The organism is Bradyrhizobium sp. LHD-71 (assembly GCF_031157255.1).
Lineage (GTDB): Bacteria > Pseudomonadota > Alphaproteobacteria > Rhizobiales > Xanthobacteraceae > P52-10.
Window position 1 is genome coordinate 44732 of sequence record NZ_JAVIFX010000034.1, and the last position, 23206, is coordinate 67937.

Genomic DNA, 23206 nt, shown 5'->3' on the forward strand with positions numbered 1-23206 from the left:
ACTCTTCAGAGAGAGCCCGGCTCAACAACGAGTGCGTTGAGACGGCTTCGCTCTTCGTCTGTCAGCCTTTTCTTTTGCTCGTCGCTGAGCTTGCCATTGCCGAGCATGTTTACGGCACTGTTCGGATCATAGACATCCAGGCTGCTTCGACGCTCGCGCCGACTTTCGAGCTGCTCGTCCGGCGTCGTTCCGTCACCACCGCCGAAACCTAGAACCTCGACGATGATGATTGAGGCCTGAGCCGCGCCGCTCGAAGCCGCAGGTGTGGTCGCTTGCTGGGCGGCAGCGCCCGCAACATTGGAGGCCTCGGTCAGGCCCGCGATACTCGGCACTTCAACGACCGGAATGCCCTTTGAATTCCCGCCGATCTGAATATTGCCGACATTGAGTACCTGCAGCGCCGCCACGTTGAAATTGCGGGCGACGCGGATGCCCGCATCGCCAGCATTGACCGTCCCCCCAGGTGCGACGAGGTCGACGTCGCCATCGCCAATGGTACCGATGCCGCTGCCCTCCACGTCCGGGCGTTCCAGAATTTTCGTATTGCCATCGAGGTCGGTCTCGATGTCTGGCGCCGAAGGCGTGCGTAGCGTCTTGGCACCACGGCCGGCATCGATGTCGCCGAGCGTCGACCAGATGATCATGTCGTTGCCCCGCGCAACCGCGCTCGGAACGAAGGTCAGGATGCGCGAGCGGTTCACGACGACGTCGTCCCTGGTGAAGATATTGATGTGCCCGGAGCCGAGCGTGATGAGACCGGCGCCCGCCGGCACGCTGGTGCCGAGCGCCGCCACCTGCAGGCCGCCACCCGGGGTCAGCACCTCGATGTCGCCTCCCGCCATGGTACGATAGAGTAAGCGCTGGCTCACCACGTCGCCCCTCCAGTCGCTGCCCGGAAACATCGCCTCGATTGCCGCGTAACCGCGATTGTAGCCGCCGTTGTACGGCTGTCCCCGGCTGTCCGGTGTGTTCTGGTCGCGGCCGGCATCACGCAGCTCCTGCATGTACATGCGGCGCAGGAACACTTCGCGCGTGAATTCCGGCAGAGCCTGGAACCGGGCCCACGCATCCATCGGCGACAACATCTCACCCGTCATGTCGGCGATGAACGATACCAGTCCGCGGCGCACGGTCTTTTGCTGCCCGTTTTTCTCCACCTCGATCAGGTCGGTGAGGTAGATCGGCAGCACTGATCCGTCCGGCATGGTTGCCTTCAGGTAGTCGGGCATCGTCGCCACGTTGGCCGGATCGAGATAGGCTTCCTTGAAGGCTTCGTAGGCCGGCCGCTTCCCCTGCAGTCCCGCCATCAGGCTTATCGCGGCGCCCTGCTCCGGAAGGCCACGAATCTCCGACTCGAGAATGGGGCGATTCGTGAGTGGATCCCATCGCTTGTTGCCGGTGCTGACGACGTTCGAATTGTAGATGTCGCGGCCCGCCGTCAGGAGCAAAGCGCCCGGCCCCTGGATGGTGGCCGCCCAGAGCGTGTTGAACGAGATGTCGTTCTGGAACGAGCCGGCGATGTGTTGAATGTCGTTGCCCGCCTCGAGCAGCGATACATCGGTCGGATGGTTGTTGCGCAGATTCAGGGAAAGCGCACGGATGTCTTCGCCTGCGCGCAACCACGTCTGCTCGTTGCTGAGAATATTGCCGCCGTTGATCGAGCCGGAGCGCGAATAGATGCGGCTCGGCTCATAATCGTCGGCTAGCGGCAGGCGCTCCGGATTGGCATCGCGCGGCCGATACCTTTCGTCTCCCAATACATCGACAATATCGTTGACGAGCGCAACGTCGATATTCGTACCCCACCAATGATATGGATCGCCGCTTGGCCGACCCATGGGCATGAAGGGCTGCGGGATGATGGCCCAGGGCGCACGCGACATCACAATCGTGCCGACTACGACATCAGCGTCGGCGACGAGGCGGAAATCTGCCTGGTCGCCGGGCATGGTGTAGATTGCACCTCGGTTGATGATCGATCCGTTCAGCGCCGCGATATGCGTCCTCGCGGCATAGCGGTCGCGCGCATGAGCGACAAGATCTGCGAAGAAGGGAAGAGAAGCAGGATTCGAGCCGCCCAGCGTGACATCGCCGCCGACAGCGACGAGGCTGAGCGCGGTATCGTTCGTGTAGCCGCTCATGAACGCGTCACGACCTACGATGTCCCACGCTATTGTTCCGAGCGGCACGCGCGAGAGCAGAGGATCGGCCACGGTCGCCACATGCATGGCGCCGCTCGTCTTCACCGAAAGCGCGGAATCGCCGAGCGCGAGCACCGGCGCCAGATTGGCGATGCCCCGGCTGATCGCCAACTCACCCGCCATGATCGCGCCTTCACCACGGCCGATGTAATATTGACCTCCGTGGATTGCCCCACCGGCATCGACCGTCAAGGCGCCGCCGTTGCGCAGCTCCAGTAGCTTGCGCTCGCCTTCGGTGCGGCCGCCGCGCACGCGACCGTTGGTGGGCAGCGCCACCGTGAGGTCGTTGATGTCGCCACCGGCGCTGACCGAGACGTTGCCGCCGCCGAGCGCGCCCACGCCCTGGTTGAAGACGGCGTAGTTCACGAACCACGTGCTTTGATTGTACGGATACAGGAAGTGGGACTCCAGCGTGGCAGGACCTTGGTCGGGGCCCCATTCGAGACTTCCCATGCGATCGAGCCAGGTGCCGAAGAACTGGTAGTTCGCCGGATCGCTAAGTACGGAGCTCACATTGCCCTGTGCTGCGATATCCAGATGGCCGCCCTCGATTCCATAAGCTGCAGTCGCGATGGGAACAAACTGATTGTCGATGAAGGCGGATGGCACCGTCGTGAAATCTGGCCAGGCGGTCGTGTCTCTCCGACCCGCGGTGTAGATTACCGATTCCTCATGCGCCAGATTGAGGTCGCGCCCGACGCGTACGATGATGTCGCCAGTGCCGGTTCGGACCAGTTTGCCGGCGCTCGCGCTACCAACCGTGAGCGAGCCCTTGCCCACCGCCAGTTCGGTCAGCGGAGCAAGAGCCAGTGCATCAGCAGAATCGAGATCGGCGCCCGCAACGAGCCGGATGTCCCATGACGCCGCATCCTGCAGGATGCCGGTGCGATCGGCGAGGTGGAATCCGTCGCTGATGTGGCCGTTAATGAGCAGGTTGCCGGCCGCGCGCAACGTCAGCGTGCCTTCCCGCTGGGTCGCGAAATCGGCGTAGAGATTCCAGTCGCCGTCGACCGTGAGATCACCGTTGCTGCGGATCTCGATGCCAGCCATCACCTGTTTCGGAGCGAGACCGAGTCGGGCGGCGATGGCTCCTGCGTTCGTTGCAAAAGTCGTGGCATCGGCCTTGGCCTCGTCCTTGATCGCTTCCGTCGTAGCGCTTTCGTAGACCGAGAGGCCTTCGAGCACCGTCGAGCGCGCACCGGTGATCGTCGCATTGAGCGTCGTAACCGCGATCTCGTCATGACCAGTAGTTTGGCGCGCGCGAAAGCGGACCTTGCCGCCTTCGCCGCCAGCGACATCGATCCTGCCCGCGCGTATCTCGAGCATCCCGTCGCCGGCTTCAAGCGTCACGCGGCCCGAACCAAGCAAGTTGCTCGTCGCTCCGGCCCTGAGGTCGGCGGTGGCAGTCATTGCAAGACCGCCTCCGCCCCCGATCAGGATCGATCCGCCATAAGTCGCGCGGGCATCGACCGTGCCTGCGATTGTGACGAGGCCGACATCGGCCGAGAGCTGGAAGTCCTCGGTCGCGGCAACGCCGGTGATGACGACATCGCCAGTGCGGATACGGAACTGGCGCGACCGCGTGAACCCGGCAGCGTTCAGCCGTTCGTTCATCGCGGCATAGTCGAGCTCGTTGATGTCGAGCGCGAACGAACCGCCCTTGCCGCCTGTACCGGTCTGGGCGGTGATCGCGCCGTCAAACGCGACTGCGCCGCCATCCGATTTCACCGACAACGCCCCGGCATTGCCGCCGCCCTGTGGCGCCGCGAGGTTCAGCGCTGAGCCGACCAGCAGCCGCACGTCGCGCGATGCCGTCAAAGCGATCCGTCCAGCATCGGCATATTCGGCCACGTCGTAGAACTGCTTGCCGAAGCCGCCAACATCGATTACGGCGCCCGAACCAAGCACGACGTTGCCGGCAGTCGCGATGACTTCGACCGCACCACCGAGTGCGACGATGTGGCTCGCCACATCAACCGAACCGCCCTGCAGGATCAGCCGAGTTCCGAGGCTATCCAAGGCGTTCTTCGGACCAGATCCTGCTCCTGTCAGCCTCAGCGCCCCCGTGGTCGCGAGTGTCTGGGCCGCCCCACCGCGCCCGGTCAGGACCGGCGTCACGAGCGTCAGCGTGGCATCTCCGACATTCACGCGGCCGGCACCTTCGCCGATGATCTGACGCGTGCCCGTCAGCACGACGCTGCTGAAGCCGGTGATCTCCTTCGTGCCGCGTCCGAGCACGAGCTCGTCGGCGACGAGGTTCAGCGTGCCCGTGCCATTGCCCGCCTGCACCATGCTCCCACCCGTGTTCTCCAGCGCAATCGTCCCGCCCGTGATCATGACGGCGCGCGCACTGTGGCCGGCGAGGCCCGCGGCGTCGAACGTCACCGAGGCGAGCCCGGCGCTGCCGAGATCGAACGAGGCGTGGAAATCCATGCTCGTATAGCTGCGCAAGGTCAGGTGCCGTGTCGCCGCGAGCTGCCGCAGCGAGTCGAGCGACAGGACGAGTCCCGTGTTGCCGCCACCGAAGCCGATACGCCCCGACGCCACGGACAGCGATGCTCCCGACAGCGACGCCGTGCCGTCCAGCTCGGTATTGCTGGTCGCATCGATCAGCAGAGAGGCGCCGCCCCTTAGCTGAGCCGCGGCCCCAACCTTCACCACGCCGCCGATAGCGATATCGACATTCTCGCGTAGCACCCGCACCGCATCGCCATTCGAGATCCGGATCAGCGCTCCGTAGTCCTTCGACGGAGTCACGATGATATCGTCGGACGGATCGCCGTCGTCCCAACCGTCGGGATCGGCGATGATCGCCGCCTCCTGCGGAGTTATGACCAGATCGCTGGCCCCGACTGCCGCCTCGCCTTTCGCGAGGATCACGCTGCCCGCTCCGACATCGACCAGGCCGGAGGCGGCGAGGATGATCTCGGGGCCAGTCAGCGCGGAGCTTCCGTCATTGCGCACGACGATGTCGCTCGCGATCACGTCGAGCCGCAGACCGAGCGGATCACCCTTGCGTGTGCCTCCGATCAGAAGGCTGCCGGCACCGAAGTTGGACAGGCTCACCGCATCGATGACAAGATAACCATCGGCCCGGAGTGCTGCCGCATCCGCTCCCGCACCGGCGATGGCGATCCTTGCGCCTGCGATGTCGACCAGGCCGCCGCGGCCACCTGCCGCCGCCTGCGACCTCAGCGAACCATCGAGGATGAGCTGCTGCGTCGCCTTGAACACCACCGAGCCACCGTCCATCGGCAGTCGCGGCGTCACCACGTCCTGCCCGGTCAGCCGGTACTGCGTCAGCTTGAAGGCGTCGGATCCGAAGAAGGTGTTGGCGAAGGCCTCGTTGTACTCGGTGTACCGGCGCAACTGCGCGCCAGTCATCACCCGCCACGATGATGCGAGCTGATCCTGCACGCCGGTCGTTCCGTTGCCGCGCCGACCATTCATCATCATCGAGCCGTCGGCCAGCGGGATCGATCTCGGCATCGGGCTGCTCAGACCGTCTGCCGCGAGTGATACTGCGTAGGCGCCCGGCAGCGTCGCATAGGTCGCGGGCAGCAGTGTATACCATCCCGCTGCCAGCCCATTGCCGCCGGCGAGCCAGATCCGCTCGCCGATGTCCATGCCGCCGCCGGCGGGAGCGATTCCGCTGAAGCCGGGGATCACCGCATATGTATTCGCCGTCGCCAGAATGTCGTGCGAGCCACCCGGCCCCGGCACGAATTCGCGCGCATAAAGATCGCCGCCGCCACGAATATCGATCACGGATCCTGCCGTCGTATCCACGACAGGAGCCTCCAGCGTAATCCGTTTCTCAGGCGGTGCTACGAGATTGCCCTTTGCCGGATCGCTGGGATCGACCACGGTCCCGGACGGCAGCCAGTACTCGCCGTTGCTGAGGTATCCGTACGGCACGATCAGGCCGTCACCTGACACTGAGGTAATGCTGCCTGCGCCGAGCACCAGGCGGTCGCTTGCCTTGAGCGTGATCTGGCCCAACGGCGCCCTCAGCGTGCCGTTCTGCTCTATTACCGGCGCGTCAAGCGTCAAGCTGGCGCCGGCTGACAGGGGCAGAGCGGCGTCGCCGAGGCGCTCGACCGTGATGCGATCGCTCGCCTTGATCGTCGCCACGATACCCGTCGACGGGTAAACCTGACCCGTCCGAAGAACCAGATTCCCTTCGACATCCAGGAGCGCCGTCGGCGTCACAGTTCCCTGCTGCTGCCGCGCCGTCAGACGAACGTCCGAGGCTTCGAACAGCGTCTGCGAAAAGCCGCGGATCGTGCTTCCGCCGGTGATATCGATGACATTGCTCGTGAGGGTCAATGTCCCGGCCGTTGATGCAGAGACAGCAGCAGATGTGTGAAATTCCAAGCCGATATGCGGCGCATGAATGGTTGAGCTCAGCGCGCCCGCATTCGAGATCGGCCCCTGTAGCACGATCGAACGAGCGGAGGACAGCGACACGCCGTCGAGCCTGATCGCATCACTTGAATTGAACTGCAGATCCGCGAATCCGCCCGCCGTCAGCGCCGCTGGCCGCACAAGCAGCGTGTAATCGCCTGGTGGTGACCGCAGGCTCTCGCGCAGAATATCGCTGCCGATAAAGTTATCGCGTAGCAGATCGAGAGCTTCTTCGGTCAGGCCGAATTTCGCCAGATCAATCGCGCCGATGCCCTCGGATCTTGCTGCCTTGTCGGAGACGATCAGCTCGGAGCGAGTCGGCAAGGACAGTCGATCGATCAGCGCTTGCGTGATGATCATCTCGGGCCTGTCGCCAAAGTCCAGCTTCCCATTGTCCGCCCAGTCCCATGCCTCCAAGATGAGACCAAAATCGAAGCCTAGCGGGCTCTGCCCCTCGCAGGTGAACGGCTCCATCTGGCAAGTCGGGTCCATCCAGCTGATCCTCGACCAGATCATTTCGCCAGGCGTCTGGTCTCCTTCACTGGCGGGGGCCCCGAGGTGATCGAGGAGCAGCTTGCCTCCCGCGGCCCCGGCGCCTCCAGGCCGGCCGACGAGCTTTCCCTCGATCGTGCCGATCCCTTTAATCGATATCGTGCCGGCGTCGCTTGCGAGCTGGACGGTCGTGGCCGTGTTCCCGCGCAATCCGCCTCGCGGCACGTCGATTTCGCCGCTTGCGCCGCTGACATCGATGAGAGAATCGCTTTCGACCATCAGCCGATTGCTGGCTTCAAGGCTCACGGACCCGCCGGGAAGCACCTTTCCGCTGCGCAATCCGCGGCCGTCGCGGAAGATGAGCGGCGTACCGCGTGCCAGGAGGCTGCCGCCTGCCGCCAAACGCAACTCCTCGGCGGCCGTGAGAACAATGGTGCCGGCCGGAGCATTGATCACGCCGCGAATGATCACATCGCCGCTGCTGAGCCGTCCGGCGCTCAACGCGACACGACCACCTGGATCCGTGCGCACGACAGCTTCCGCGCCGACCGTGATATCTCCGTTGGTGGTTGACAGAGCAAGCTCGGTCGATTGCAAGCCCGCACGCAGGTGCGGCGGCAGGATGCCGACCGTCCCGACGTCGGTAATCCTTGCACCCGAAGCCGCGTCGAGATAGCCGGAATTCAATTGAACGTTGTACGGCGCATGCTCGATCGTCGCGCCGTCCGGAACGATGATATCGCCGTACGCCAAGATCGACACCGATCGGAAGCCGCGCTCCGCGTAGAGCGAGCCGGGCACATGCAGGATCGATGGATCGGTCGGCGCAATGCCGCCGAGTTGAACGGAGGAATCAATCTCGAAGCTCAGGCTGCCGCCCGATCCGGCGGCGAAGGCACGCAGCTCCAGTCTCGCCATCTCCTCGCCTGCGACCTTCGGCAAGGTGATCTCCCCGGCATCGCCGACTTCGAGCTTGGATTTCCCCGCCTTCAGCCACACGTAGCCGCCACCCGAGACATCGAGCCGCGCGCCGGATTCGACACTCATTGTTATCGCCGACAGGCTGATCGTGCCGCCGTGGATTGCCGGCCGAGTGACCAACGGCCCATCAATCCGCTCGTTGATCCATTCGCCGCTGACATCAATGACCGCATTTGCGCCGAGGTCGATGTTGCGCAGACCGACACCCGCCATGCCGAGGGACACCTCGCCGCCGGCAATGCGGATCGTTCCGTCGATATCGAACACGACACCCGTCGAGGCATTGGATTTCACCGACAGTGACGCTCCAGCGTCGAGCTCAAGCCGGCTGCCACGGTCCACCGCAAAGCTGCTGGTGACGAAAAGATCAAGCGTGCCCAACCCGGACTGGCTCAACATGTCCGCGGCAAGCCAGGTCGTCTTTTCGGAAAGCGGCCAGATATCCGGACGATAGTATCGTTCGCCCACAGGCGTCGTCGCGGCGAAATCGTCCGGCAGCACGACCGGCCGGGCCGTGATGATCAGATCGGCCGGCGTCCAGCCGCGATCGTCGTCGCCGCCGCCACCGATCTCGAGCGAGCCTGCCCGCGGTAGATCGCCGAGCGCCTGTCGCTCGCCGACGATCACGCCGCCCCACATGTCACCCTCGAGGACCAGCGCCTCGCCGGAATAGATTGCGATCTTGCCGGCGTCGCGTCCCTCCGTATAGCCGCGCTCGAAGGTGCGCCCAGATTTGCTGAGCGGACCGGTCCAGGTCTCGGTGATCCCCCAGCGCTCGCTACGGCGGGTGAACCCGCCGCCCAGCGCGACGTAAGTCTGGTCCGGCATCGCCGCACCGATATTGTAGATTCGGCCATCGGCCCCGAGCAGCTTGGTGGTATTGTTCCAGCCGTCCGAATAGCGGACCGAGCCGCCCGAGACGTCGAGCAGCGAGCCCGCACGCGTGATCACCGAACCGCCCGCCTTCAGGATGATCGAGCCGCCCCTGGTCGATAGCTCCTGCAGGTCAGTCTTTCCAAGCCCGACCCAGCCGGTGACGTCGGCGAGCGGCGTGCCGACCCACGCGCCGGGAATGTAATTGCCGGCCTCGTCCTGCACCCATTGCACGCCGGACATCGGGCCGGCACCGAACAGGCCGCTGACACGGCGATCGACGACGACCTTCGTGCCGCGCAGCCAAGAGTCGCGGTAGAGTGGCGTGTCGCGCAGCTCGTTGATGTAAAGCTGCGCTTCGATGAAGTTGCGCTCCATCGCCACCAGTACGTCCTGCACGCCTGCAACGCTCAAATAAGCGTCGCGGTCGATGTAAACGCGACTGCCGTCCTTCTCAGTTGCATCGCCCTGAACCAGATCTTCGCTCGGCCCGTTGGCAGGGGTGAGAATGCTGCTGATCGGAACGGCGCTCGCCACGGCACTAATGTTGCCGGACGGAACCAGCACGCTGGCCAAGCTCTGGACGTCGATCAGCTTGCCACGTAGCTCGACCTTGCCCGGCTTGTAGCGCGTCGCAAGCGCCGACTGTTCGATCTCGCTTCTATCGTTCAGATCCGGCGTTACTGCGGTGACGCTGTCGGGCCTCAAAGTCAGCGTGCCGGCCGACCAATGGAGCATTTGCGGCCGATCCAGGGACGAACTGTGAGCCATCATGCCCTGGCCCCAGGCACGCAGACGGATCGAGCCTTCGCGACTGTTCAGCGCTGATGTCGCCGTCAACGCGCCATGCTGCACCACCTCGCGTGACTGCAGGGTAATGTTGCCGCGCTCGGAGTGGATCGCACCGGTATTGGTGACGTTATAGCCGGCAGTGATAGCGCGAGCCTCCATCCCGGGAAGGACCGTGGTGCGCAACAGTGCTATGTAGCCAGGATCGTAAACTGCCCCCAGGTCAAGCGCGCCAGCCACCTCGCCGTGGTTGAGAAGCCAGGGAGCGGGCGCGGAAACCGCAACATCGAAACCACGTACGCCGCTTAAATCGGGCGCGAGCCAAACCTGCTCGCCCGCCGCCAGGATCACCTGTCCGTCCGTAGCCTCTAATCGGCCGGCATTCGCAATCCTTGGGCCGAACAGCATCAGCTTCCCGCCGCTGCCGGTTCGCAACTGAGCCCCCGCTTCAACGGTCACATCACCGGAAACGCCGGACGGCGCAAACGGAGCCCCCTGCCCCGAGTGGCCCGTTGCATGCTCGCCGAACTGCGGGATGCCCCAGTGGGTGCCTCCCTGCCCATCCTCAATGACGAAGGAATTGTTGATTCCCGCCATGAACTGCTCGTTCGACAGCGCGAGCGACGAAGCGATCAGGGTTCCGACATTCACCTGGCTTGTGCCGCCGAAGATGATGCCATTGCGATTGATCAAATAGACTTGACCGTCCGCCGTGACTGAACCGAGGATGCGGCTCGGCGATGTCGACGGATCGTTCACGCGGTTGAGCGCAATCCAGTTTCCGGCGTTGGTGCCACCGTAAGTCTTCTGGTCGAACTTGAGATCGGTCCTCTCCGAAACGTTGAACGTCTGCCAGTTCAGGATCGCCTTTTCCTGCGTCTGCTGCACCGTCACCTTGATGCGGTCGCCGTCCTGGAATTCGGTCGGAAGGTTCGCACCCTGCCACAGCTGCGTGCCCGGTGCGGCGCCGCTTGCGACCTGCAATCCGCCCGGTTTCAAGCCATGCGGAATGCCGCTCGGTGCTGCCTGAAGCGCCGCGCGTGCTGCATCCCGTGCGGCCTGCTGCGTCGCCTGCATCACCTGGATCGCAAGCGTCGCCCGCTTCAGCGCGTTCTGGGCTTGCCGCGCTACCCGCGAGGCTTCAGCCGCGCCGGATTGCGCCGCCGTCACCGCCGCCGCTGAAGGCGACGGCGGCCGTCCGCCGAGGGGGCGAGCCTCTGCACCCGGAGCCGCAAGCGTCAGTGCGAGCACGCTTACTCCGGCCAGCAATGCGAGATGACGGCGCTTATGACGGGACGGCGTGGCGTGGAAAACAGGGCCGCAGCTCAGCATCGGATCTTCTCTCGGCAGGAGGACGGGCGTCGTTCTGCTCCGCGGAAGAACAGAACGAATGCCTCACTGGTCTGACACCGGTCGAGGATCGAACCTGAACCAAAAACTTGATGACAGGTTTGTGTCACCACGAATGGGCCGGCGGTGTCAGCTCAGCAAGACAATTCCACCAGGCAACGAACGGGACGTGGCGCCGGCTACCCGCTCTATCCAGCCGAGAATCTCATCCGTGCGCTCGATGCGAAACCGGCCGCTGATCGTTTTCTGAGCGAGCGCCGCGCTGAGCACCACGACCTTGCCCGACCGGTAGCGATTGATCTCCGCCACCGCGGCGGAAAGCGGTGTCGAACGAAATACGATGAAGCCATCCTGCCACGAAGTGGCCTCGCGGGGATCGATTGAGACTGCTGGCTGGAGGCCCCTGTTATCATAGGCAACCTGTTGCCCCGCCCTGACTGGTGCCGACCGCTCGCCGAGCTCGACCTGCACCTCGCCATCGAGACAGGTGACAGATGTAGTCGCAGCAATGCTGCGGACGTCGAAGCGGGCGCGGCTGGCGATCGTCTGGCCCTCGCCCGCGAGCACGACCAGTCGATACGATGATTGCACCGGCATCGAGAACGATGCTTCTCCAGTGACCAAGCGAATGCTGCGGGCGTCACCTGCACCCGACGGAATGGCGATACTCGTCTGGGTGTTCATCTGCACCGCGATATCCGCCACTGTCACGCGCTTCTGCTCGCCGATGGCCGTGCGGTAATCCGCCCCCAGTTCTTCCAGCGACGGCCACAAACCCAGTGGCGATTTGACGATCGCGTAGGCCGCCGCAGATGCGGCGATCGCGCCGGTCCCTCCCAGCATCGCGCGGCGCGTCATGGTCGCACGATGCGCGGACCATACCGGCGCGCCCTGCGTTTCGATGAATGCGCGGCCACCCGGGCCCAGGCTCTTCCAGACGCGGATCGCCTCGGCGAAGGCCGCCTCATGGGCCGGACCTTGTTGACGCCATCGCTTCAGTGCATCGGCATCGGTCGTCGTCGCCTCGCCTGATGCGAGCCGCCTGACCCAGCGGCGCGCATCGCGCTTCAACACATCGGCTTCGCTGTTCAGATCCCCGCTCATCAATCGTCTGTTCCTGACCTCGTCGGTCTCTCGCCGACCGGCCCGAAAGCCTTCTGACCAGTTGACACCTCTCGCCGGAACGACCTGAACCGACCGCTCATCATTTTTTCCAGGCGCGTCGCACAGTAGTCGTGCGCCTCCTGCAGCTCCCGCTGCACGAAACGCTCCGACACACCGAACCGCGCGGCAAGTTCGCGCCGCGGCGTGCCGTCGATCCGCGCAGCCAAAAGGATGGCCTGCTGGCGCACGGGCAATTCGCCGATAATGGTCACCAATGCCTCCAGCTCCGCGCGCGCCTCCAGCATGCGCGCAGCATCCGGCGCACCGTCCGCGACGTCGAGCAAGGCATCGACTTCCGACGCGGTCAAGCGGCGGCTCTCGGCGCGCCTGTGGTTGGAGGCGATGTTGATCGCCATGCTGTAGAGATACGTATCCGGATTGCGCACCGTTGTGAGCTCGCCGCCCCGCGCCAGCCGCAACCAGGTATCGTGCAAGGCATCGCTGGCGAGGTCGGCCGATCCGAGATAGCGCGTCAACCGCTTCCTGAGATCCACGTATCGCGTCAGCAGGTGGCGCTGCAGCGCGGCCCAACCCGCCTCCGTCATCGCGCGCTCCTCGCCGGAGACAGGCCCGCAGCATGACATTGACCGAGAAGATCGGGCGTGACGAGGATGATGACAGGCTGCTCGAAACCCGGCGGTGGCGGCGACCCGACGGAGAGCCTGCGCACGGCGCGATCGAAGGCCTCGTCCATCTCCGCTCGTCCGGTCGAACCGAGCGATGCGGCACGCGTCACGGAGCCGGACGGTCCAATCCAAAAGCCAATGGCGATCCGGTGGGCGCCAGACCGGATCTGCGCATCTGCGCAGAACGCGCGCTTGAGGCTCGCCTGGACGCGCCCATAGTAGGCGCGAACATGCGCCGGCGGCTCGTACGGCGTTTGGCGCGCCACGCCCGGGTCCGGGACCAGCATGACTCCATCGGCCGCCAGGAATTCCGGCACGAGCCCCGTTCCGGCGAGCAACATGCGCAACGCTGCCGGAGGCGTAAACTCGCCTTTGACGGGCGCGGACCTGCGACCGATGGCCAAGGCTGCGTCATAGATGATCTGCCAGCCGGAGGCGACGCTGTAGGCTTCAATGGCCGAAGCCAAGGCCTGCGTGGCGAGATCGAAGTTGACCGGCTCATTCGAAGCGGCCGGCGCGGTCCGCGGCCCGGCAGCCGCACTGCCGTACATCAATCCCGCGCCGACAAGCGCGAGCCAAAGGGCACAGCAATACGCTTGGCAATTCCAGCTCACGACCTAACCAACATCGCAGCCGGAACTGATCAAGAAAATCTGCACCGGAGGCTCGCCTCCGCCCGGCAAAGCCTCACGCTTAAGGCTTCTGTCTGACAGTCTTATGTCAGCAGTTCCTCGCTTCCATGCGCCGAGCGCCAGGACAGCGGCGCCTTAGGCTTGTCAGGACCTACGAGTCGGGCAGTGCTGCAGCAGGAGTAACGTCTCGAAAGCCATATAGGCAGCAAGATAGGCCGTCATCTCGTTGACGTCGTGCGGCGGACTGACCGTGTTGATGTCGACCGCGACGATGTCGAGACCCGCTAGGCCGCGCAGCAACTGCAGCCCCTCGCGCGCGCTGAATCCGCCCCAGGTCGGCGTGCACACGCCGGGCGCCACCGAAGGGTCGAACGAATCCATGTCCCACGACAGGTAGACTGGGCGTCCCTTCATCGCATCGTGCAACTCGGCCAGCACGTCGGCCTCGCCGCGCCGGACATAGTCGCGCATGGTGATGATATTGTAGCCCAGCGAACGGGTGTGATCCATCACACCCGGACGGTAGGTCGGACCGCGAATGCCGACGTGATAAGACGCGCTCGGCGAGACCCGCTGTTCGAGCGCCGCGTGACTGAACTGGGTGGCCGCGTCGTAGGGATGTTCGGGATCGACCGGATGACAGTCAGTGTGGCTGTCGATGTGCAGCACGCACAGATCCGGCCATTTGCGGGCGGCGGCGCGGACCAGCGGCACCGAGATCGAGCCGTCACCACCGAAGCCGACCGGCGTCGCGCCGGCATCGACAATCCGCCATGCCGCCTCCTCGATACGCGCGAACGCATCCTCGATCCGGCTCGGCGTCAGTACGACGTCACCGCAGTCCACCAGGTTGAGTCTTGCGCGGATATCGTAGTCGGCAACCTCAGACTCGTAGGCACGGACGAGCCGTGATTGCGCGCGGATCGACGCAGGCCCCTGGCGCGAGCCGATCCGGAACGCATGCGTGCCGCAATCGAACGGCACGCCGAGGATCGCCGCCTTCGCGCCCGCGGCGGAGGTGGCCCAGGGCACGCCCATGAATCCGCGGGTGGTTGCGAGCAGTTGCGCTTCGGTGAAGCTGGAGGCCTTGATTGTCATGTCGTGCCTTCTCTACGGGTCGCTCAAATAGGCGAGCGCGGTCAATGCATGCACCTGGGCGACGGCAACGAGTTCATCCACCAGAATGTGCTCGTCCGGTCCGCCCATCCCGAACGGCGTGCAGCCAAAGACGACGCTGGGCACATCGAACATGCGATAGAGTCGCGCATCAGACGCGCCGACGCGCATGTTGACGACGGGCGCGCGCGCGAGGATTTCGGTCGCGGCCGCCACCGTGTGGCGCACGATCTCGTGGTTCGGTGGCGTGAACCGTGGCGGATACTTCTCGATGACACGCCAGCTTATGCCGTCGATGGCATCGAGCTCGCGCCGCAGTGCCGTCTCCACCTCGTCCAGCGTAACCCCGACCGGGATACGGATATCGGCGGCCGCGCGCGCCTGGGATGGCACGAGATTCGGCGATACCCCGCCGGCGATGGTGCCGATGTTCACCGTCGCGCGTTGCAGCGTCTCCGCTTCCCCCGCGCCGGAAAGGGATTCCGACACCGGCTTTGCGGCCATGATCGCCGCCGTGACCTCAGGCGGCGCGTTGACGGCCAGCGCTTCCAGCCGCTTCAACCCATCGAGTGCGGCGCGTAGCCGATCGATGGCATTGATACCCTTGTGGACATGCGCACCATGCGCAGGCTGGCCCGTCGCCTCGATCTCGATCCAGCAAAGGCCCTTTTCACCGAACCGGACGACCAGCGGCGAGCCGACGTCACCGCTGACCATCGCGTCGCCCTTCGCGTGCGGCACGTTCTCCAAAAGCCAGCGTGTGCCGAGCGAGCCCATGTTCTCCTCGTCACCCGCAAGCGTGACGACGATCTCGCCGCGCCAGGCGTTGCGATGACGCGCCAGCACCTGTGCGGCAAGGATCGAGGCGGCAATGCCGCCTTTCATGTCCGACACGCCGCGTCCATAAAGCTTCCCGTCACGCAAGACTCCGCCAAGCGGTGGAACGGTCCAGCCGAGATCCTCGCCAAGGGGAAACGTATCGAGATGGCCGTTGAAGATCAGACGCCGACCGTCGCGCCCGCTGTCGATCCTCGCCACCAGGCTGACGAGGCCGGGCGCCGGCTCGAACCGATCGATACGGACGCCGTCGATCTCAGCCAGAAGCGCTGCGGCAACTTCGGCGGCCCGCATCACCTCGCCGGGCGGATTGGGAGACGGCGCTGCGACGAGACGTTGCGTCATCGCAATCAGCGTATCGCGGCCGGCTGCGACCTGATCGGCAATCTGGCGCCGCGCGTCAAAATTTCGCTCAGCGTTGTGCAAGACGGTGTTCCCAGATGCGGATCGCCATCGACAACGGCCAACAGATGAAGAAGTAGACGACTGCGACGAAGGTGAAGATCTCGAGCGGCCGGAATGTCGAGGACGACAGCTCCATCCCGCGCCGCGTGATCTCGGTGACCGAGATCACCGCACCGAGCGACGAGAACTTGATCAGCTGCACGAAGTTCGAAGCGAGCGGCGGCAGCGTGAAGCGGATGGCCTGCGGCAGCACGATGCGGCGAAAGCTCTGGAACGGCGTCAGGCCGAGAACCTGCGCGGCCTCGCGGTGGCCCTTCGGCACGGCCTGGATGCCACTGCGGTAGACCTCCGACATGAAGGCGGCCATATAGACCGACAAGCCGATCAGGATCGCCGCGAGCGAGGAGATGCGGATATTGAAGACAATCGGCAGCACGTAATAGACCCAGAGCAACTGTACCAGGATCGGCGTGTTGCGGATCACTTCGCCGATCGTCAGTCCGATGGCCCTCGCGGCGAGATAGCGCGACATGTCGAGGGCCGCGAGCAGCAATCCGCCGATCATCGCGAAGACCAGAGCGGTCGCCGAAATGATCAGCGTCATCTGCAATCCCGACATCAGGAAATCGATGTTGTTCGGGATGATGTCCCATCGGAACTGATAGGTCGGCATCGCGCTGCTCCCGCCGGTCAGTCCGCGTTATGGGGCGACGATCGGGCCAAGCTTGTTCTTCTCGGCGTACTTCATCAGCCGTCCGTCGAGCTTGATCGTATCGATGAACAGGTTGATGTAGTTGAGCCAGATCTGATCGCCCTGCGGCACGACATAGGCGTAAGGCGTCACCGCCAGCTTTTCCTCCGGCACGATGGTCTCGGCCCAGTCGAACTCGTCAGTGACTTTGATTGCTGTTGGATAGTCGGTGATGATCACGTCGACGCGCTGGGCGACCAGCTCGCCTTCGCGCGTGTTGGGCGGCGCGACCGACACCAGTTCGGCGTTCTTGAGATAGGACTTCATGAACGGCTCGATGTAGCTGCCGAGCGACACGGCGGCCTTGACGCCCTTCTTGTCGACATCGGCCCAGCTCTTGATCGGTCCACCCTTGCGGGCGACCGCATAGATGTTGGTCACCAGATAAGGCTTGGAGAACTCTACCGCCTGCGCCCGTTTCAACGAGGCGCCGACGCCGAACATGCCGATCTCGCATTTGTTGGCCTGGAGATCGGCGATAAACGTGCCAAAGCTCGACTCGACGATCTCCAGCTCGGCGCCGAGTTCCTTGGCAAGCTCCTTGGAAAGGTCGGCGTCGATGCCTTCGATCTGTCCGCTCTTCGGATTGCGGAACGAGATCGAGTAATAGAGCGGGTACTGGCACACGCGGAGCTTCTTCGATTTCGTGACCTCGAACAGACGCGACTGCAACGCCTGCGCGCAGGCCGGCGACGGCGCTGCGACAGCGGCTGCGAGCGCAGCGATGCACAGCACGGGCAAAAGGCGAAACGGCAAGCGTGTCAAAGCAAGGCTCGGCATGTTTGTCCTCCTCTGGTCATTCTGCGAACAGTGATAGGAAGCGTCGGGCCCGGTCGGTCTTCGGCGCAGTGAAGAAGGTCTCGGGCGGGGCCTCCTCGACGATCTCGCCATGATCCATGAAGACGACGCGCGTGCCGACCTGGCGCGCGAATCCCATCTCATGGGTGACGACAAGCATGGTCATGCCCTCGGCGGCGAGCTGGCGCATGACGAGCAACACCTCGCGCCGCAATTCCGGATCGAGCGCCGACGTCGCTTCATCGAACAGCATCACCTGAGGTGACATCGCGAGCGCACGAGCGATCGCCACACGCTGCTGCTGGCCGCCCGAGAGGCGCATCGGATAGACGTCGCGCTTGTCGGCGAGGCCCACCTTGGCGAGCAGTTGTTCCGCCAGCGCGATCGCGGCGTCACGCCCCATCCGCTTCACGCGCAGCGGCGCCTCGATGAGGTTCTCCAGAACGCTCATGTGGGGCCACAGATTGAAGTGCTGGAAGACCATGCCGATGTCGGGCCGCACCGCTCGCGCCGCACGCCGCTCCGCCAAATCTGGCTTGGACGATGCGATCGTCGTGCCGCGCATGGTGACGCAGCCGGCGCTCGGCTGTTCGAGCAGTGCCAGGCAGCGCAGCAGGGTGGTCTTGCCCGAACCCGACGGCCCGATCACGCAGACCATGTCCTTCTCCGCGACGGGCAGGCTGACCCGCCGCAGCACCTCGTTGGGGCCGTAGCTCTTGGAGACCTGGTCCGCAGCGATGATCGGCCCTGACGACGGCACCCGGAGCGCTCCGTGTAAGGCAGAACCAGAAAATTTGGTTATGCCAATAGCCAGCCAATAAATAGCTCTGAGCTGAATTACATTACGTACTTGCCAAAAACACAATAACCAAATTTTATGCAGGCATGGATATTCGGTTGCTCGAGGCATTCCGCGCCGTTGTGGAGTCGGGATCGGTGACCCATGCGGCTTCGGCCCTGGGCATCACCCAGCCCGCCGTTAGCGCGCAAATCGCCAGGCTCGAAGGCGAACTCGGCTTTTCCCTCTTCACGCGGACGGGCAACCGCCTCCGCCTGACATCCGAGGGCATCACGTTCCGCGCCGAAGTCGAGCGCACGCTCGATCGCATCGACGATCTAGGCCGTGCGGCAGAGCATATTCGACAGGGACAAGTCGGTTCTTTGACCGTGGCCTCGCATCCAATGGCAGGCGTGGCACTGCTGCCGCCGGTCATCGCCGCTTTCGTCCGGCAGCGACCGAATGTGCGGGTGCAGGTCTTCACGCGTAATTCGGATCTGGTCCGCGGCATGTTTCCGTCGCGCACGATCGACATCGGTATTGCCGAGTTGCCGATCGACCCGACCGGCCTCAACGTCACCCGCTATCGCATGGAATGCGTGGCTGTCCTGCCCAAGGACCACGCACTGTGCGCCCACGAAATCATCACGCCCGCGCTGATGTCCGGACTGCCTTTCGTGGGCATGTCACGGGAGTGGGCGGCCTATCACCTCGTCAACAATGTGTTCGCGGAGGCTGCGACCCGCCTCAACGTGGTGGCGACGTCGGAACTGTTCGCGACGATCTGCGGGCTGGTTGCCAATGGCGTCGGCGTCTCGATCGTCGATCCTGCCTCCGCGCAGCAGTTTCAGGCTGCAGGCCTCGCGATCCGGCCGTTTCGTCCGCTCGTCCCCTATGACATCGCTATCTTTCATTCGACCGATCAGGAGCTGTCACTGATCGGCCGCACCTTCCTGGATGCGTTCGATATGCATCTGAAGCGTTTCAACGCGCCAGCCACGGAGACCGACCGATGATCCTCTCGCCGGACCTCACGGGACGCATCGCGGCCGATCCCGACCTGATGCGTGACTTCGAGCAGCTGTGCGCATTTGGCGGCAGGCTGGCCGGGACGGAGAGTGAGCGCCTTGCCATGGACTTCGTTGCTGAGCGCGGCGCGCAAGCGAGCCAGGTGTCATGCCGAAGCCTTCCGGTAAGCTATGGCGGCTGGCGGGCCTTGCGAGCCGAGTTGCGCCTCGGCGACGGCAGCAGCGTGGCTTGTCATCCGCTCGTGCGGTCGATCGCAACGCCGCCGGGCGGATTGACGGCTGAGGTCGTCGATATCGGACGCGGCACGCCGGAAGAATTCGAGGCGCATCGCGGCGAGATCGCCGGACGCTTCGTGCTGGTCCGGCACGAACTGATGTTCGCGGCGGGCACGATCCATCGGCGTCGCAAATACGACATGGCGCGCGAGGCTGGCGCTCTCGGCTTCCTGATCGCCGGCCCGCTGCCCAACAGTCTTGTCACCGGTTCATCTGGTCGCGAGGTCGGTACGCCTGGTATTCCGGCTATTGGCATTGCTCCCGAAACCGCTGCACGTCTCGCCCGCACCGCGCGCGGTTTCCCGCGCGCTACGCTGCGCCTCGACACCGAGGAGCAGCAGGCCGAGACCAGAACGCTTCTTTTCGACATCCCAGGTCGGGAGGACGAGTGGGTCGTGCTGAGCGCCCATGTCGACGGCCACGACTTGAGCGAGAGCGCCATCGACAACGCTTCGGGCGTGGCTGCGGCCCTGGCTGTGGTCCGCGCGCTGGCGGCCCATGTCGCCAATTGGCGCCGCGGGCTCCGGCTCGCCTTTTTCAGTGCCGAAGAATGGGCCTTGACCGGCTCGGCGCTCTACGTTGCGCAGTTGAGTGAACAGGAACGGAGCCGCATTGCATTGAACGTCAATCTCGACAGCGTGGCCGGCGGCCCGCGGCTTGCCGCGCTGACCAGCGGCTTCGCGGGGGTCGAGCCGTTCCTGCTTTCAGTTGCCGATGCAAACGGTCACGATCTTCGCTGCGTGCGTCCGCTGATGACGAATTCGGATCACGCCAATTTTGCGCTCGCAGGTATTCCCGCCTTCCGGATGGTGGCGGGCTACGACGATCCGGCCGCGCCCGTACGCCTCGTTCTCACAGCCGCCGACACCCGCGACAAGGTACCGCGAGCCGAACTCTCAGCAGCGGCCCAGCTCGCGGCCTGCCTTGCTGCTGCAGCCTGCCAGGCGGACGGGCAGACGGCCGACAAATGGCGCGCACGCTGATCGACAACCAGGATTATCGTGATCGCTTGCTGCGCCTGATTCAACGCGCACCGGCACGACCACGACGTCATCTGAAGCGCTGCAGGTGATCGACAAGCGCACGCAACTTCGGCGCCAGGTTGCGGCGACTTGGATAGTACAGGTAGAAGCCCGCAAAGCGCGGGCAATACTTCTCAAGAACAGAGACAAGCTCTCCCCGCGCGATCCAGGGACGAAAACTCTCCTCCATCCCGAAAGTGATTCCGGCGCCGGCGACGGCGAGCTTTATCATCAACGCCATGTCGTTCGTCGTGATCTCCGGCGCGACAGCCACGCTGAACTCCTTGCCGTCCTCGGCAAATTCCCAGCGATAAGGCGGGACCTTTGGCGCGGGTCGCCAGCCGATGCAACGGTGGCCAGCGAGCTCGCCGGGATGTGCAGGCACGCCAAAGCGATCCCGGTACGCCGGAGCGCAGACGGCAAGCTGCCGCTCCTCACCAGCGACAGACACCGCGACCATATCCTGTTCGATCACCTCGCCGAGCCGGACACCGGCATCATAGCCTTCAGCAACGATATCGAATTCCTCGTCGGTGACGGTGATGTCGATCTGAATCTCAGGATTGGCCTCGGCAAAGGCCGCCAGGAAGGGTCCTGAAAGAAAGCGCTCGGCGATCGACGACACAGCGAGGCGCAACTGTCCGCGTGGACGTCCGCGCAAGTTGTCAGTTGCCTCGATGGCCGCACGCATATCCGCGATGGCGGGCGCGACCTCGGCAAGAAGACGCTCGCCGGCCTCCGTCAGACTAACGCTGCGCGTCGTCCGTTGCAGCAGCGCAATGCCGAGAGTCTCTTCCAGCCGCCTGATGGTCTGACTGACGGCCGACCGGGTGATTCCCATGCGGTCGGCAGCCGCTCGGAAGCTCCGCTCCTCGGCCACGAGCGCGAAGACGGCGAGCGCATTGAAATCCGGCTCCATTGGTTAGCCACACTTTCCAACGTGGGAAGAAATGGTCGTCTTATCGCAACAATGGCGCAAAGCTATCTACGGAGCAACCGCTGCCACGCGGCTTCAAAGATCAATTCACCAACGGAGACCCACATGTCCCTCAGCAAGGTCGTCCTCATAACCGGGGCTTCGAGCGGCATCGGCGCCGCGATCGCCCGGGAGCTGGGTGCCGCCGGCGCAAAGGTGATGCTCGGCGCGCGCCGCACCGAGCGGCTGGATGCCCTCGCCGCCGACATCCGCGCAACGGGCGGAGAGCCGATGACCCGCCGCCTCGACGTCACCGACCGCGCCGACGTTGCGGCCTTTGCAGAAGTCGCGCGTCGCGCTTGGGGCCATGTGGACGCGATCGTCAACAACGCCGGTGTCATGCCGCTTTCGCTGATGGCCTCACTGAAGGTCGATGAGTGGGAGCGGATGGTCGACGTCAATATCAAGGGCGTTCTCTACGGCATCGCCGCAGTGCTGCCGGAGATGGCGGCACGAGGCTCAGGCCACATCATCAACATGGCCTCCATCGGCGCCCTGAGCGTATCGCCGACTGCGGCCGTCTATTGCGCGACCAAATATGCGGTGCGCGCGATCTCCGATGGCTTGCGGCGGGAGCACGACAACATCCGCGTCACCTGCATTCATCCAGGCGTCGTCGAAAGCGAGCTCGCCGACACGATCACTGATCCTGCGGCAGCCGAGGCGATGAAAACCTATCGCGCCATCGCGCTGCAGCCCGATGCAATTGCTCGTGCGGTGCGTTTCGCGATCGAGCAACCCGACGATGTCGACGTCAACGAGATCGTCGTCCGACCAACGGCGACAAGATAAGGAGGCAGAAATGGGTTCTCACTTTCGCAACGCATCCAAAGCCATTGCCGGCGCGCTTTTGCTCGGGGCGGTTCCGACGACGGCCGTTCCGCAAACGACGGACGAGCGCCTCAGACGCGGTGATGCCGTTATCAGGAGCCTGAACAACGGCGCTCCGCAGCCTGCCCTGGAGCGCATGAGGCGGGAGTTTCCCTTCCTCGCCGACGCGACAGAAGGCTATGCGCTCGGCGACGTATGGTCCAGATCGGGCCTCGACAACCGCACACGTCAACTCGCCACCGTCGCCATGTTCGCAGCCATGGGCGAACCCACCTTCATGAAGATCCACGCCGGTTACGCACTCAACGTCGGCGCATCCGAGGATGAACTGAAGGAGATCGTCTACACGGTGACAGTTGCGGCAGGTTTTCCTCGGGCGATCTCCGCGTCCCAGGCATTGTCCGAACTCTTTGCGGAGCGCCGTGCAGCTTCCACCTCACGGCCCTGAGGGAGTGTCCCATGAAGCAGCTCTCAATGCTTGCCGCGGCCGCTCTCCTCGCCGGCACGTCATGTCTATTGGTCCAGAAAGGTCTTGCCCAGATGAACATCCACGACAAAGCGACAACTCAACCGGCACAAAGCCATCCCTATGTCGGCATGTGGGTCACGGCGGACGGCTATATCCGCCACAACCTGCTTCCGAATGGGCGCTACGACGAGGCGCGCGGACGCCGCACCAGCGCCTATCAGGGGCGTTACGAGGTCCGCGGAAATCATATCGATTACTGGGACGATACCGGCTTCACGGCCGATGGCGAGTTCATCGACGGCGTGCTGCACCACGGCGGCATGATCCTGTACCGCGAGAAATAGCGTGCGCTTTGCGTTCGACGGCCAACGATCGGCAGTCATGATTGGAGACTGCGCCCGATC

Annotated in this window: 15 protein-coding genes; 5 read left to right on the forward strand and 10 right to left on the reverse strand. The window is 64.2% G+C overall.

What is annotated here, in order from left to right; genetic code table 11:
* Positions 1-5: 5 nt before the first annotated feature.
* The 9 genes from RCO31_RS29430 to RCO31_RS29470 form a co-directional block, all read right to left on the reverse strand.
* On the reverse strand, positions 6-10994 hold the full coding sequence (locus RCO31_RS29430) for a filamentous haemagglutinin family protein (protein WP_308971866.1): 10989 nt from the start codon (positions 10992-10994) through the stop codon (positions 6-8).
* Between the two features lie 228 nt (positions 10995-11222).
* Positions 11223-12197, reverse strand: a complete 975-nt coding sequence (locus RCO31_RS29435; protein ID WP_308971867.1) for a FecR domain-containing protein — start codon at positions 12195-12197, stop codon at positions 11223-11225.
* Entirely contained in the window at positions 12197-12802 is a 606-nt protein-coding gene (locus tag RCO31_RS29440; protein ID WP_308971868.1) for an RNA polymerase sigma factor, read from the reverse strand. The genes RCO31_RS29435 and RCO31_RS29440 overlap by 1 nt, the downstream gene beginning before the upstream one ends.
* Positions 12799-13434, reverse strand: a complete 636-nt coding sequence (locus RCO31_RS29445; RefSeq protein WP_308971869.1) for a TonB family protein — start codon at positions 13432-13434, stop codon at positions 12799-12801. The genes RCO31_RS29440 and RCO31_RS29445 overlap by 4 nt, the downstream gene beginning before the upstream one ends.
* 225 nt (positions 13435-13659) lie before the next feature.
* Entirely contained in the window at positions 13660-14613 is a 954-nt protein-coding gene (locus RCO31_RS29450) for an arginase family protein (protein WP_308971870.1), read from the reverse strand.
* 12 nt (positions 14614-14625) lie between these two features.
* Positions 14626-15894, reverse strand: a complete 1269-nt coding sequence (locus tag RCO31_RS29455) for a M20/M25/M40 family metallo-hydrolase (protein ID WP_308971871.1) — start codon at positions 15892-15894, stop codon at positions 14626-14628.
* The gene (locus RCO31_RS29460) at positions 15881-16546 is read right to left on the reverse strand and encodes an amino acid ABC transporter permease (protein WP_308971872.1); all 666 of its coding nucleotides are present in this window, start codon (positions 16544-16546) and stop codon (positions 15881-15883) included. Before RCO31_RS29460 ends, RCO31_RS29455 begins: the two co-directional genes overlap by 14 nt.
* Before the next feature lie 27 nt (positions 16547-16573).
* The gene (locus RCO31_RS29465; RefSeq protein WP_308971873.1) at positions 16574-17404 is read right to left on the reverse strand and encodes an ABC transporter substrate-binding protein; all 831 of its coding nucleotides are present in this window, start codon (positions 17402-17404) and stop codon (positions 16574-16576) included.
* Positions 17405-17420: 16 nt separating this feature from the next.
* Positions 17421-18182: an amino acid ABC transporter ATP-binding protein gene (locus RCO31_RS29470; protein WP_308971874.1), complete on the reverse strand. Its 762-nt coding sequence runs from the start codon at positions 18180-18182 to the stop codon at positions 17421-17423.
* 137 nt (positions 18183-18319) lie between these two features.
* Between RCO31_RS29470 and RCO31_RS29475 the strand changes: the two genes are divergently transcribed.
* Positions 18320-19216 carry a LysR substrate-binding domain-containing protein gene (locus tag RCO31_RS29475; protein ID WP_308971875.1) on the forward strand — a complete coding sequence of 299 codons (897 nt, stop codon included), beginning with the start codon at positions 18320-18322 and terminating at the stop codon, positions 19214-19216.
* Complete coding sequence (locus tag RCO31_RS29480; RefSeq protein WP_308971876.1) at positions 19213-20487, forward strand: M28 family peptidase; 1275 nt, start codon at positions 19213-19215, stop codon at positions 20485-20487. The genes RCO31_RS29475 and RCO31_RS29480 overlap by 4 nt, the downstream gene beginning before the upstream one ends.
* 67 nt (positions 20488-20554) lie before the next feature.
* Here the strand turns inward: RCO31_RS29480 and RCO31_RS29485 are convergent, their stop codons facing one another.
* Positions 20555-21445, reverse strand: a complete 891-nt coding sequence (locus RCO31_RS29485) for a LysR family transcriptional regulator (RefSeq protein WP_308971877.1) — start codon at positions 21443-21445, stop codon at positions 20555-20557.
* A 123-nt stretch (positions 21446-21568) separates the two neighbouring features.
* On the opposite strand from RCO31_RS29485, the gene RCO31_RS29490 reads away from it, so the two are divergent.
* From RCO31_RS29490 to RCO31_RS29500, 3 genes are all read left to right on the forward strand, one after another.
* Complete coding sequence (locus tag RCO31_RS29490) at positions 21569-22294, forward strand: SDR family oxidoreductase (protein ID WP_308971878.1); 726 nt, start codon at positions 21569-21571, stop codon at positions 22292-22294.
* 10 nt (positions 22295-22304) lie between these two features.
* Positions 22305-22781, forward strand: coding sequence for a carboxymuconolactone decarboxylase family protein (locus RCO31_RS29495; RefSeq protein WP_308971879.1), 477 nt, complete (start codon positions 22305-22307; stop codon positions 22779-22781).
* Between the two features lie 92 nt (positions 22782-22873).
* Positions 22874-23146, forward strand: coding sequence for an Atu4866 domain-containing protein (locus RCO31_RS29500; RefSeq protein ID WP_308971895.1), 273 nt, complete (start codon positions 22874-22876; stop codon positions 23144-23146).
* Positions 23147-23206: the final 60 nt, after the last annotated feature.